This is a genomic window from Amycolatopsis sp. cmx-4-61, from assembly GCF_046548775.1.
Classification (GTDB): domain Bacteria; phylum Actinomycetota; class Actinomycetes; order Mycobacteriales; family Pseudonocardiaceae; genus Amycolatopsis.
On the sequence record NZ_JAEBEI010000002.1, the window covers coordinates 23,615 to 36,789 of the forward strand.

Here is a 13,175-nt window from a genome sequence, read left to right on the forward strand (position 1 = left end):
TGCGTTCCGGCGTTCAGGCGCCGGGGTGGCCGCAGGCGTAGACGTTGGCCGAAGCCAGCGTCACGCAGGCGGGGCAGGTGTTGACCGGCCGGTCGCGGCGGCCGAAGTACGGGTGGCGGGCACCGCACAGCGCCTGGATGACGTCCCCGGGGCGCGGGTCCGGGTGGCACCGGGGACAGTAGGCGTGCGCGGCGCGTTCGACGTCGGCGCTCATGTCAGCCGGGTACCCCGGGCGGCGCCGCGTCAACCCGCCGCCGCGGCCACACCGGCCGGCCGCCGCTGAAGCACCAGATCGCGATGACCGGGTCGCAGATCGCGCAGCCGAACGACGAGCCGTGGGCGAACGGCAGGATCGGCTGGCCCTTGAGGTGGTGGACGACGTCCCAGGCGGTGTGCAGCAGCCAGCCGATGCCGATGAACGTCCACGAGTCGAGCCCGCGGAGCGCGACGTAGGTCAGCACCGCGCAGAAGACCAGTTCCCAGGGCCCCAGCGCGCCGCCGGAGAGGTAGGCCGCGCCCGCGCCGCCGACCATGACGGCGTTGAAGCGCTGCCGGTGCCGGTCCGGGATCAGCGAGTTGAGCAGGACGTAGACGAGGCCGATGACGATCGGCGCGAAGATCTCGAGCACGACTCCGACGGTAGGAAGGGGACGTCCGGGCGGACAGTGGCTTGACGGTCAGCGGGCACCGGGATCTCGCCACCTGACCGCGAGCGGTCGTTCGTACCCGGACGGGCGCGTCGCGTACCCGCAGGGCCGGCCGGGCTGGTTCGTCCGGGCGGCTCAACCTCACCGCCGCGATTCGTCGTCGCGCACGAACGGTGCGGGCCGAAATCCTCCTAACGTCACCCCGATCGGGCGGTGACGAGGAGGCGGCGGGTGCGGACACTCTTGCGGGGCGGGCGGGTCGTCGATCCGGGGACCGGGTTCGACGGCGTCGCCGACGTGCTCCTCTCCGAGGCCGGGATCGAGGCCGTCGGCGCGGGGTTGACCGCGGAGGCCACCGAGGTCGACGTCACCGGGCTCGTCGTCGGCCCCGGGTTCGTCGACCTGCACAGCCACGTGCACTCCGTCGCCGGGCAGCGGCTGCAGGCGATGGACGGCGTCACCACCGCGCTCGACCTCGAAGCCGGCCTGATGCCCGTCGAGCGGGCCTACGCCGAAGCCGCCGCGGCCGGGCGGCCGCTGCACTACGGCTTCTCCGCCTCCTGGGGGGCGGCCCGGGCGCAGGTGCTGGCCGGGATCGAGCCCGACGCGAACATCGACAGCGGCTTGGCCGTCCTGGGCAACCCCGCGTGGCAACGGTCTTCCTCGTCGCAGGAGCTGGCCGCCTGGCTGTCCCTGCTGGACACCGAGCTCGCGGCCGGTGCCCTCGGGATCGGTGTCCTCATGGGCTACGCGCCCCAGACGGCCCCCGGCGAGTTCCTCGCCGTCGCCCACCTCGCCGCGATGGCCGGGGTGCCCACCTACACCCACGTGCGCGAGCTGGTCGAGGTCGATCCCGCGATCCCGGTCGACGGCTCGGCGGAGATCGCCGCGGCCGCGGGGGAGACGGGCGCCGCGATGCACCACTGCCACGTCAACAGCACCTCGGGCCACCACATCGACCGCGTCCTCGCCACCCTCGACGACGCCCGCCGCGCGGGCTCGCGCGTCACCGTCGAGGCCTACCCCTACGGCGCGGGCAGCACCGCGGTCGGTGCCGCGTTCATCGAACCGGATCGCCTGCGGCTCAAGGGACTCCGTCCGTCCAGTGTGGTCATGCTGGAAACCGGGGAACGCGTGCGCGACGAAGCCCGCCTGCGCCGGCTGCGCCGGGACGACCCGGGCGCGCCGTGCCTGCTGGAGTTCCTCGACGAGGAGAACCCCCGCGAACGCGCGCTCCTGCACCGGGCGCTGGCCTTTCCCGACGCCGTCGTCGCCAGCGACGCGATGCCGGTGGCCTGGCCGGACGGCCGCTCGGAAAGCACCGAGTGGCCGCTGCCGCCGGGCGGGCGGACGCACCCGCGCACGGCGGGCACCTTCGCCAAGACCCTGCGGCTGATGGTCCGCGAGACCGGCGCCTGGAGCTGGCTGGAAGCATTCCGGCGTTGTTCCTACCTGCCCTCGCGGCTCCTCGACGACGTCGCGCCCGCTGCCCGCCGCAAGGGCCGGCTGGCCGCCGGGGCCGACGCCGACGTCGTCGTCCTGGATCCCGGACGGATCACCGACACGGCCACCTACGCCGAGCCCACGCGGCCTTCGCTCGGTGTCCGGCACCTCTACGTGGCCGGGGTTCCGGTGGTCGCCGGCGGCGAACTCGACACCGCCGCCCTGCCGGGCCGGCCGCTGCGGGGTGAGCCCCGGTGAGCGAGCTGATCGCCGACATCGAAACGCTCGTCCGCTGCGAATCGCCTTCGTCGGACCTCGAGGCCGTCGCGCGCAGCGCCGAAACCGTCGCCGGCGTCGGCCGCCGCCTCCTCGGCGCCGAGCCGGAGCGCCTGGTCACCGACGGGTGCACGCACCTGCGGTGGCGGTTCGGCGACGGTCCGCCGCGCGTGCTGCTGCTCGGCCACCACGACACCGTGTGGCCGCTCGGCTCGCTGCGGACCCACCCCTTCGCCGTCGAGGACGGCATCCTGCGCGGCCCCGGGTGTTTCGACATGAAGGCCGGCGTCGTCATGGCCCTGCACGCCGCCGCGGCCCTGCCGGACCGCGCCGGCGTGGCCATCCTCGTCACCGGCGACGAAGAGATCGGGTCGCCGCTGTCCCGCGCGCTCATCGAGGAGGAGGCCCGAAGCTGCGCCGCGGTGTTCGTGCTCGAGGCCTCGGCCGACGGCGGGGCGCTGAAAACGCGCCGCAAAGGCGTTTCCCAGTACTGGATCGAGGTGGAAGGCCGGGCCGCGCACGCCGGGCTCGAACCCGAGAAGGGCGTCAACGCGGGGATCGAGGTGGCGCACCAGATCCTCGCGGTCGCCGCGCTCGCCGACGCCGGCCGCGGGACCACCGTCGTGCCGACCGCGCTGCGCGCCGGGACCACGACCAACACCGTGCCGGCCGCGGCGAGCGTCGCCGTCGACGCGCGCGTGTGGGACGTGGCCGAACAGGACCGCGTCGACCGGGCCGTGCGGAACCTGGCGCCGGTGCTGGCGGACGCGCGGATCCGCATCGCGGGCGGCATCAACCGGCCGCCGCTGGAGGCCGCGGCGTCGGCGGAGCTGTTCGAGCTCGCGGACGCACTCGCGGCCGGGTTGGGCATCGGGCCGCTCACCCAGGCCGCGGTCGGCGGTGCGTCGGACGGCAATTTCACGGCGGGACTGGGCATTCCGACGCTCGACGGGCTCGGCGCGGTGGGCGGGGGAGCGCACGCCGACGACGAACACGTCGTCGTCGCGGAGCTGCCCCGGCGGACCGCGCTGCTCGCCGCGCTCACCGAATCCGTGCTGGCGCAACGAAGTTCGTCGACGCCGACGAACCGGCACCGAGAATCCCGTACGGGACAACGGTGACGAGCGATGACCGTCCGGAAAGGATGGTGAGCGTGACAGAAGTCGTGACGAACACAGTGCCGCTGGTGCGGGACGAGGCCACCGCCGCGGCGGCCGGCGCCGCCCTCGCCTCGGGCGTCCGGATCCGGACCCTGGCCGAGGTCGCCGACCTGGCCGCGGTGTCCCGGCTCTTCGAGTCGATCTGGCGGCCCGCCCCGGGAAACCCGCTCGTGACGGCCGAACTGCTGCGGGCCATGGTCTCGGCGGGCAACTACGTCGCCGGGGCCTTCGACGGGCCCGAACTGCTCGGCGCCTGCTTCGGGTTCTTCGGTGAACCCGCGAAGGGAGGACTGCACAGCCACATCGCCGGCGTCGCCACGACCGGGCACGGCCGCGGCATCGGCTTCGCGCTCAAGCAGCACCAGCGCGCGTGGGCGCTGCGCCAGGGGGTCGCGCTGATCTCCTGGACGTTCGACCCGCTGGTGCGCCGCAACGCCCACTTCAACCTGACCAAGCTCGCCGGCCGCCCGGTGCGCTACCTGCCGGACTTCTACGGCCCGATGCAGGACGGCATCAACGGCACCGGCGACACCGACCGCCTGATGGTCGCCTGGGACCTGGCGAGCCCGGCCGTGCGGGCGGCCGCCGCCGGCCGGCCGGACCGGGTGGACGCGGCGGCGCTGCGGGCCGGGGGAGCGGCGGTCGCCCTGGCGGCGGGCTCCGACGGCGGACCGGTCACCGGCGCCGCGGACGCGCCGGTGGTGCTGGTCGCCGTCCCGGCCGACATCGAGGCGCTCCGGCGCACCGACCCGGACCAGGGCCGGGCGTGGCGGGTCGCGCTGCGGGAGGTGCTGGGCGGCCTGCTCGCCGAGGGCGCCGCGGTGACCGGATTCGATCGGGCCGGCTGGTACGTGCTGAACAAGGAGCCTTCGTCGTGAAACTCACCGGTGTGGAACTCCTCCGCGTGCGGATGCCACTGGTCGCCCCCTTCCGGACGTCGTTCGGGACCCAGTCCGCCCGCGAGCTGCTGCTCCTGCGTGCGGTGACGTCCGAGGGCGAAGGCTGGGGCGAGTGCGGGGCGATGGCGGACCCGCTCTACTCCTCGGAGTACATCGACGGCGTCGAACACGTGCTGCGGACCTTCCTCGTCCCGGCGCTGCTGGCGGCCGGGGAACTCACGGCGCACCGCGTCGCGCCGCTGCTGGCGAAGTTCAAGGGCCACCGGATGGCCAAGGCCGCCCTCGAGATGGCGGTCCTCGACGCCGAACTGCGCGCGCACGGCATGTCGTTCGGCGCCGCGCTCGGGTCCACATCGGACACCGTGCCGTGCGGGGTGTCCGTCGGGATCATGGAGTCGATCCCGCAGCTGCTGGACGTGGTCGGCGGCTACCTCGACGCCGGCTACCTCCGCATCAAGCTCAAGATCGAACCCGGCTGGGACGTCGAGCCGGTGCGCGCGGTCCGCGAGCGCTTCGGCGACGACATCCTGCTGCAGGTCGACGCGAACACCGCGTACACGCTCTCGGACGTCCCGCAGCTGCAACGGCTCGACCCGTTCGGGCTGCTGCTGATCGAGCAGCCGCTGGAGGAAGAAGACGTGCTGGGCCACGCCGAACTGGCCCGGCAGCTGCGGACGCCGATCTGCCTCGACGAGACCGTCGTTTCGGCGGCTTCGGCCGCCGCCGCGATCCGGCTCGGCGCCTGCGCGATCGTCAACATCAAGCCGAGCCGCGTGGGCGGCTACCTGGAGGCGCGGCGGGTGCACGACGTCTGTGCCGCGCACGGCGTCCCGGTCTGGTGCGGCGGGATGCTCGAAACCGGGCTGGGCCGGGCGGCCAACGTCGCGCTCGCGTCGCTGCCCGGGTTCACCCTGCCCGGCGACACCTCGGCGTCGGACCGGTTCTACCGCACCGACATCACCGAGCCGTTCGTGCTCGACGCCGGCCGGCTGCCGGTGCCGTCCGGCCCCGGCCTCGGCGTCACCCCGATCCCCGAGCGGCTGGCCGAGGTGACCACCGCGAAGTCCTGGCTCGCCTAGCGAAACGAGAGGTCCCCATGTCGAAACTCCCCGAGCTCTCCGCCTGGCTGGACACCCGGCTCCCCGCCCTGCTGGCCGAACACCACGTGCCGGGTGCGGCCGTCGCCGTGTACGCCGGCGGCGAAATCATCGACTCCGCCGCCGGGGTGCTCAACACGGGCACCGGCGTCGAAGCGGACACCGATTCGCTGTTCCAGATCGGCTCGATCACCAAGGTCTGGACGACGACGCTGGCCATGCAGCTCGTCGACGACGGCGTCCTCGACCTCGACCAGCCGGTCCGGCAGTACCTGCCGGAGTTCGTGCTCGGCGACGACGCCGCGGCCGCGCGGATCACCGTCCGGCAGCTGATGTGCCATACCGCCGGCTTCGAAGGGGACATCTTCACCGACACCGGCCGCGGCGCCGACTGCATCGAGAAGTACGTCGCCACCCTCGGCAACGTGCCCCAGCTGTTCGCCCCCGGCGAGATGTTCTCCTACAACAACGCGGCCTTCTGCGTGCTCGGCCGGCTCGTGGAAGTGCTGCGCGGCAAGACCTACGACGAATGCCTCCAGGACCACCTGTTCACGCCGCTCGGCCTGACGCACGCGGCGCCGAGCCCGTACGAGGCGATCCGGTTCCGCGCCGCGCTCGGGCACCTGACGGCCGAGCCCGGCGCCGACCCCGAACCCGCGGGCACCTGGGCGCTGGCGCCGTCCAACGCCCCGGCCGGGTCGATGCTCGCGATGCGCCCGCGGGACCTGGTGCAGTTCGCGGCCATGCACCTGCGGGACGGCGAAGGCCCTGACGGCACTCGCGTGCTGAGCGCCGAGAGCGCCCGCGCCATGCGCGAACGCCTGGTGGAGCTGCCCGAACTGGGCATCTTCGGCGACGCCTGGGGGCTCGGCTGGTCGCTGTTCGACGCGCCCGGCGGACCGGTGGTCGGCCACGACGGCGGCACGATCGGCCAGTCCGCGTTCCTCCGGCTGGCTCCCGGACACGACGTCGCGGTGGCCTTGCTGACCAACGGCGGCGACACGATCGCCGTCTACACCGAGGTCGTCGGGCACCTCCTGCGCGAGCTGACCGGGATCGAGCTGCGGGTGCCGCCGGTGCCCGACCCGGCTGCGCCGCGCATCGACGCCACGCGGTACGTGGGCGAATACTCGTCTTCGGTGGCGGACATCGTGGTCAGCCAGGACGACGACGGCCGGATCTGGGTCGAGCGCATCCCCAAGGGCATCTTCGCCGAGCTCGCCAAGCCGGAGAAGATCGAGCTCGTCGCACTGAACGGCGACACGCTGATCCTGGCCGAGCCGATGCAGGGCATGTACATCCCGCACGCCTTCGTCGGCGACGACGGCACCGGCCGCGCGCTGTACCTGCACACCGGGCGCGCCGACCGGCGGGTGACGGTGTGAGCGCCGTCGAAGCGGAGATCGCCGGCGTCTTCGCCGACGCGGGCGCGCGCGGGTTCCTGCACGCGCGGGAAATCGGCGGCGGGCCGGAAGTGGCCGTCGGCGCGGACGACCCGGTGGTGCTGGCGTCGGTGTTCAAGATCCCCGTCGCCGTCGCCTACGCCCGCGAAGTGGCCGCGGGGCGGCTCGACGAGACCGCCCGCACCCGCGTCGGCCCGCGCTACCGCATCGGCGGCATCGGCACCGCGGGCTGCGCCGACGACGTCGAAATGAGCTGGCGCGACCTCGCGCTGTTCATGCTGACGATGAGCGACAACGCCGCCACCGACGTCGTCTACCACCGGATCGGGGCGGCCGCCGTCGACCGCGTACTGGCCGACCTCGGGCTCCGCCGCACCCGGCTGGCCGGCTGCTGCGAGGACCTGTTCGCCTCGGTGCTCGCCGATCTGGGCGCGTCCGACGACGCCGACCTCGACGCGGTGTTCGCGGGCGCGACCCCCGAGCAGACGTGGAAGCTCGCGGTGCTGGACCCCGAGCGCACGACGTCGTCCACGCCACGGGAGATCACCGAGCTGCTCGACGCGGTGTGGACCGGCCGCGCCGGCGAACCGGCGGCGTGCGAGCGGGTCCGCTCGATGCTGGCCCGGCAGATCTGGCCCCACCGCCTCTCGTCCGGGTTCCCTTCGGACGTCACGATCGCGGCCAAGACCGGCACCCTGCCGGCGGTCCGCAACGAAGCCGGCGTCGTGTCGTTCCCGGACGGCCGCCGCTTCGCCGTCGCGGTGTTCACCCGCGCGAACTCCCTGGCCGAGCGCCAGCCCGCCATCGATGCGGCGATCGGCCGGGCCGGCCGGCTCGCCGTGGACCACCTGCGGAAGGAAACCCCATGACCCAGACACGGACGGCGGTGGTCCTGCTCGGCGCGCTCGCCCTCGCGGCCACCGCCTGCGGGGGCCCGGGCGGCGCCGACGCGGCCGGCGGCGCACTGGCCGACGGCAAGACGTTCAACCTCGGCATCGCCTCCGACCCCGGCAACCTCGACCCGCACATGTCGGTGCTGTCGGTCACCGGCCAGGTCGACCGGTTCCTCTACGACCCGCTGCTCGACCTCGCGCCCGACGGCAAGCCCGTCCCGCTGCTGGCCGAGAAGTGGGACGCCACGACGACCACGGCGTCCTTCACCCTGCGCCCGGGCATCACCTGCGCGGACGGCGCCCCGCTGACCGCCGCCGACGTCGCCGCGAACATCGGGTTCGTCGGCGACCCGGCGAACAAGTCGCCCTACGCCGGGCTGACCATCGCGGCGGGCACGAAGGCCACCGCCGACGAAGCCACCCGGACGATCACCGTCACCAGCGGCGCGCCCGACGCGTTCCTGCTCCGCAACGTCGGCAGCCTGCCGATCGTCTGCGCCAAGGGGCTGGCCGACCGGAAGCTGCTGGCCAAGGGCGGCAGCGGCACCGGCATGTTCGCCGTCTCCGAGGTCGTCCCGAACGACCACTACACGTTCACCCGCCGCAAGGACTACACCTGGGGGCCGGGGGACTGGAAGGCGCAGCAGGCCGGCCTGCCGGACAAGGTCGTCGCCCGGGTCATCCCGAACACCTCGACCGCGACGAACCTGCTGCTGTCCGGCGAGCTGAACGCCAGCCAGATCAACGGCCCGGACCGCCAGCGGCTCGAAGGCCGGAAGCTCTTCCACGCCGACTTCCTCGCGCCGCTCGGGGAGATCTTCTACAACCAGGCGCCCGGTCGTCCCGGACAGGACGAAGGGGTCCGGCGCGCGCTGACCCAGGCGCTCGACCTGGCCCAGCTCGGCAAGGTGCTGACCAACGGCACCGGCAAGCCGTCCCAGGGCCTGGTCACCGCCGAGCCGAAGGCGTGCCCGGGCGACACCGTCGCCGGCCACCTGCCGAACCACGACCCGGCCGCCGCGGCGGCCGCGTTGGACGCGGCGGGCTGGAAGGCGGGCCCGGACGGCGTGCGCGCCAAGGGCGGCAAGCGCCTGGCCCTCACCGTCCTCTACGGCACCCAGCTCGGCCCGACGATGGCCCCCACCGCCGAACTGGTCCAGCAGACCTGGAAGACCCTCGGCGCCGAGGTCACGCTCAAGGCCGTCGACAGCCCCGGCCTGTCCCAGGTGCTCTTCGGCACCGGGGAGTGGGAGGTCTCGCTCGGACCGGTCGGGCTCACCCTGCCCAGCCAGCTCGTGCCGTTCGTGTCCGGCCCGGCCGCGCCGGACGGGACCAACTTCGGCCACATCGCCAACCCGGGGTACGAGCAGGCCGTGAAGCAGGCGGCCGCGATGGCCGGTACCGCCAGCTGCCCGGCCTGGCAGGCCGCCGAGACCGCGCTGGTGAAGCGCGTCGACGTGGTGCCCTACATCGACTCGGTGGTGCCGATCTACGCGAGCGGTGCGCGGTTCGAGGTCGGCCAGGGCAGCATCACGCCGTCGTCGATCCGGATGTACGCGCGATGACCACGGCGGCGGCACCCGCGCGCCTGCGGGGCGGACCGTGGCCGGCGTTCGCCGCGCGGCGGCTGACCCGGTTCGCCGTCTCGCTGTGGGCGCTGGTCACCGCGGCCTTCCTGATGATCCACCTGGTGCCCGGCGACCCCGTCCGGGCCGCGCTCGGCCTGACCGCCCCGGCCGACCTGGTCCGGGCGAAGCGGCTGGAGCTCGGCCTGGACGACCCGCTGTGGGTGCAGTACGGGCACTACCTGCGGGGGCTGTTCACCGGGGACCTCGGGACGTCGATGGCGAGCGGCCAGGCGGTCACCCAGGTGATCGGCGACCGGCTGCCGTCGACCCTGCAGCTGGCGATCCCGGCGTTCGCGGTCGTCGTCGCGGTGGCCGTGCCGGTCGGCGTCACCTTCGCGGTGCTGACCCGCGGTGGCCGCCGCCGGGGCGCGGAGCTGGGGTTCACGTGGGTGAGCGTGCTGCTCGGTGCCGTCCCCGAATTCCTGATCGCGGTCGCGCTGGTGGCGCTGCTCGCCGTCGGGCTCGGCTGGTTCCCGGTGGCCGGCAGCGACGACGTGAGCGCCTACGTCCTGCCGGTGGCGGCGCTGGCGGCCGGGCCGGCGGCGGTGCTCTCCCGGATGCTCCGGATCGAGCTGCTCGCGGTGCTGGGCGCCGACTTCGTCCGCACCGCGCGGGCGAAGCGGCTGCCCGCGCGGCTGGTCTACGTCCGGCACGCGCTGCCCAACGCCGTGACCGCGACGCTGACGCTGGGCGGGCTGATGCTGACCGGGATGGTGGCGGGCACGGTGCTGGTGGAGAACGTGTTCGCCTGGCCCGGCCTCGGCTCGACGATCGTGCAGTCGATCCTGCAGAAGGACTACCCGCTGGTGCAGGGGATCGTGCTCGTCTACGGCGTCGGCGTGCTGCTGGTGAACCTGCTGGTCGACGTCGTGCTCGGGCTGCTCGACCCGCGCTCGGCCATTCGGGAGGCGTGAGATGGCTCGACGCGGATCGTGGACGGCGGCCGTGCGCACGCCGGTGGGCGCGTGTTCGGCGGTGCTGCTGGCGCTGGTCGTCGTCCTGGCGGCACTGGCCCCGCTGCTGTGGGGCGACGGCGCGGGCGCGATCGACACCGACGCGATCGGCCAGGGCCCGTCCGGGGCACACCCGTTCGGCACCGACTCGCTCGGCCGCGACCTGCTGCTGCGCACGCTGGTCGCGACCCGGCTCTCGGTGGGGCTGGCCGTGCTCGCCACCGCGATCGGCGCCGGCACCGGCGTCGTCCTCGGGACGTTGCCGTCCGTGCTGCCCCGCCGGGCCGGCCGGCTGCTCACCGCGGTCGTCGACATCGCCGTCGCGTTCCCCGGGCTGCTGCTGGCCCTGTTCCTCGCGGTGATCTTCGGCGTCGGCACGCAGGGTGCGGTGCTGGCGATCGGCTTCGCGATGGCGCCGGCGTTCGCCCGGCTCGTCCAGACGCTTTCGGCGTCAGTCTCCGGACGCGATTTCGTGGCCGCGGCCCGGATCGCCGGGGTCGGCCGGATCCGGCTGCTGGCCCGGCACGTGCTGCCCAACATCGGCGAGCCGCTCGTCGTCAACGCGACCATCGGGGCGGGCTCGGCGCTGCTGGCCTTCGCCGGGCTGTCGTTCCTCGGGATCGGCGTCCAGGCGCCGGACTACGACTGGGGACGGCTGCTGCGCGAAGGCTTGGACGGCATCTACGTCAACCCGGCGGCCGCACTCGGCCCCGCCGCGGCGGTGGTGCTGGCCGGGCTGGCGTTCAACCTGGTCGGCGAAACGGTCGCGGCGGTGGTCGGCGTCCGGACGCGCGTGACGCGGCGCGGGGCGCCCCCGGCACCGGCGGCCCGGCCCGCGGCCGTGGACCGGTCCGCGGACGCCGTGCTCGTGGTGGAGAACCTCCGGGTGGCGTTCCCCGGCCCGGACAGCTGGACGGTCCCGGTGCGCGGCGTCAGCTTCAGCGTCCGCGCAGGCGAAGCGATCGGCGTCGTCGGCGAGTCCGGTTCCGGCAAGAGCCTGACCGCGCTGGCCGTGTCCCGGCTGGTCGAAGCCCCCGGCGTGGTCACCGCCGACCGGCTCGAGTTCGCCGGCAAACCCCTCGACACCGCGTCGGACCGGGAGCTCGGCACGGCACTGGCCATGGTGTTCCAGGACCCGATGACGTCGTTCAACCCGGCCCGCCGCGTCGGCGGCCAGCTGGCCGAGGTGTCCGAGCAGCACCACGGCCTGTCCCGGCGCCAGGCGTTCGCCCGCGCGGTGGACCGGCTGGCCGCGGTCCGCGTCCCGGCGGCCGAGCGGCGGGCGCGGCAGTACCCGCACGAGTTCTCCGGCGGGATGCGGCAGCGCGCGATGATCGGGATGGGCCTGATGGGCCGTCCGAAGCTGATCGTCGCCGACGAGCCGACGACCGCCCTCGACGTCACCGTGCAGCGGCAGGTGCTGCGCCTGCTGGCCCGCACGCGCGAAGCCGAAGGCGCGGCGATCCTGCTCATCAGCCACGACATCGCCGTCGTTTCGCAGACGTGCGAACGGATGCTGGTGATGTACGCCGGCCGGATCGTCGAGGACCTGCCGACCGGGACCCCCGCCCGGCACCCGTACACGCGGGCGCTGCTGGCCACGACCGTCGACCTCGAGACCGATCGCGACCAGCCCCTCGAAGTGATCCCCGGCCGCCCGCCCGAACCCGACCGCGTGCCCGACGGGTGCGCGTTTGCGGCCCGGTGCCCGCTGGCTTCGGAGCGCTGCCGCACCGAAGACCCGGTGCTCGAGCCGGCGGGCGACGGCCACCGGGTCGCCTGCTGGCACCCGCAGGTCACCGTCCTTTCCGGACCGAACCACGAGGAAGGTGCCGCATGAGCGCACTGGAGTTCGACGCGGTGAGCGTCCGGTACGGCAGGCTCACCGCGGTCGACGGCGTCAGCCTGACCGTCCCTTCCGGACAGGTCGTCGGCCTGGTCGGCGAATCCGGCTCCGGCAAGTCCACCCTGGCCAAGGCGGCCGCGGGCCTCGCGCCGGTCAGCGCGGGGCGCGTGCTGCTCGACGGCGTCGACGTGCGGCGGCTCCCGCGGCGCCGTCCGCTGCAGATGGTGTTCCAGGACCCGTATTCGTCCCTGGACCCGCGGATGGCGATCGGCGAGTCGATCACCGAGGCGATGCCGCCGGGCGCGTCCCGCGCCGAACGGCGGGCCGAGGTCGCCCGGCTGCTCGAACTGGTGAACCTCGACCCGGACCGCGCCGCGGCGCTGCCCGGCCGGCTCTCCGGCGGCCAGCGCCAGCGCGTCGCGCTCGCCCGGGCGCTGGCGGGGCGGCCGAAGGTGCTGATCGCCGACGAGATCACCTCCGCCCTCGACGTGTCGGTGCAGGGCGCGGTGCTCAACCTCGTCCGGGAGGTGCAGCGGCGGCTGGCGCTGTCGATGCTGTTCATCTCGCACAACCTCGCCGTGGTGCGCTACGTCAGCGACGTCGTCGCGGTGATGTACCTCGGCCGGATCGTCGAGGCCGGGCCGGCCGAGCAGGTCCTCACCGATCCGAAACACCCCTACACGCGGGACCTGCTGGCCGCCGCGCCGTCCGCCCGCCGGAACCTGCTCGACGACGCCGGCGACGACGTGCTCGCCGACACCGAACCGGCCGACCCGCACCACCCGCCGTCCGGGTGCCGGTACCACCCGCGCTGCCCGATCGGGCCGCTCGTGCACACCGGCCGCACCGTCTGCGTCACCGCCGACCCGGCGGGCGACGCCGGCGACCGGCCCCACCACGCCGCCTGCCACTTCGCCGCGTGAGACCGCT

12 protein-coding genes are annotated in these 13,175 nt (G+C 74.1%); 10 read left to right on the plus strand and 2 right to left on the minus strand.

What is annotated here, in order from left to right; all coding sequences use genetic code 11:
• Positions 1–13: 13 nt before the first annotated feature.
• Positions 14–214 carry a hypothetical protein gene (locus ACLJOU_RS08540; RefSeq protein ID WP_360171337.1) on the minus strand — a complete coding sequence of 67 codons (201 nt, stop codon included), beginning with the start codon at positions 212–214 and terminating at the stop codon, positions 14–16.
• Position 215: 1 nt separating this feature from the next.
• Positions 216–629 (minus strand): DUF6010 family protein, encoded by a 414-nt coding sequence (locus tag ACLJOU_RS08545; RefSeq protein ID WP_410564842.1) that lies wholly within the window; start codon positions 627–629, stop codon positions 216–218.
• Between the two features lie 249 nt (positions 630–878).
• Between ACLJOU_RS08545 and ACLJOU_RS08550 the strand changes: the two genes are divergently transcribed.
• The 10 genes from ACLJOU_RS08550 to ACLJOU_RS08595 are packed head-to-tail and all read left to right on the plus strand — an operon-like array spanning position 879 to position 13,168.
• Positions 879–2,348 carry an amidohydrolase family protein gene (locus ACLJOU_RS08550; RefSeq protein ID WP_410564844.1) on the plus strand — a complete coding sequence of 490 codons (1,470 nt, stop codon included), beginning with the start codon at positions 879–881 and terminating at the stop codon, positions 2,346–2,348.
• Positions 2,345–3,487 (plus strand): M20 family metallopeptidase, encoded by a 1,143-nt coding sequence (locus ACLJOU_RS08555; RefSeq protein WP_410564846.1) that lies wholly within the window; start codon positions 2,345–2,347, stop codon positions 3,485–3,487. Before ACLJOU_RS08550 ends, ACLJOU_RS08555 begins: the two co-directional genes overlap by 4 nt.
• 23 nt (positions 3,488–3,510) lie before the next feature.
• Entirely contained in the window at positions 3,511–4,404 is an 894-nt protein-coding gene (locus ACLJOU_RS08560) for a GNAT family N-acetyltransferase (RefSeq protein ID WP_410564847.1), read from the plus strand.
• Positions 4,401–5,504, plus strand: a complete 1,104-nt coding sequence (gene menC / locus ACLJOU_RS08565) for an o-succinylbenzoate synthase (RefSeq protein ID WP_410564848.1) — start codon at positions 4,401–4,403, stop codon at positions 5,502–5,504. Before ACLJOU_RS08560 ends, menC begins: the two co-directional genes overlap by 4 nt.
• 17 nt (positions 5,505–5,521) lie before the next feature.
• A complete protein-coding gene (locus ACLJOU_RS08570) occupies positions 5,522–6,907 on the plus strand; it encodes a serine hydrolase domain-containing protein (RefSeq protein WP_410564850.1) in 1,386 nt (461 codons plus the stop codon).
• Positions 6,904–7,794: a serine hydrolase gene (locus ACLJOU_RS08575; RefSeq protein ID WP_410564852.1), complete on the plus strand. Its 891-nt coding sequence runs from the start codon at positions 6,904–6,906 to the stop codon at positions 7,792–7,794. The genes ACLJOU_RS08570 and ACLJOU_RS08575 overlap by 4 nt, the downstream gene beginning before the upstream one ends.
• Entirely contained in the window at positions 7,791–9,383 is a 1,593-nt protein-coding gene (locus tag ACLJOU_RS08580) for an ABC transporter substrate-binding protein (RefSeq protein ID WP_410564853.1), read from the plus strand. The genes ACLJOU_RS08575 and ACLJOU_RS08580 overlap by 4 nt, the downstream gene beginning before the upstream one ends.
• A complete protein-coding gene (locus tag ACLJOU_RS08585; RefSeq protein ID WP_410564854.1) occupies positions 9,380–10,360 on the plus strand; it encodes an ABC transporter permease in 981 nt (326 codons plus the stop codon). Before ACLJOU_RS08580 ends, ACLJOU_RS08585 begins: the two co-directional genes overlap by 4 nt.
• A 1-nt stretch (position 10,361) precedes the next feature.
• Complete coding sequence (locus ACLJOU_RS08590) at positions 10,362–12,239, plus strand: dipeptide/oligopeptide/nickel ABC transporter permease/ATP-binding protein (RefSeq protein ID WP_410564855.1); 1,878 nt, start codon at positions 10,362–10,364, stop codon at positions 12,237–12,239.
• A complete protein-coding gene (locus tag ACLJOU_RS08595; protein ID WP_410564857.1) occupies positions 12,236–13,168 on the plus strand; it encodes an ABC transporter ATP-binding protein in 933 nt (310 codons plus the stop codon). Before ACLJOU_RS08590 ends, ACLJOU_RS08595 begins: the two co-directional genes overlap by 4 nt.
• Positions 13,169–13,175: the final 7 nt, after the last annotated feature.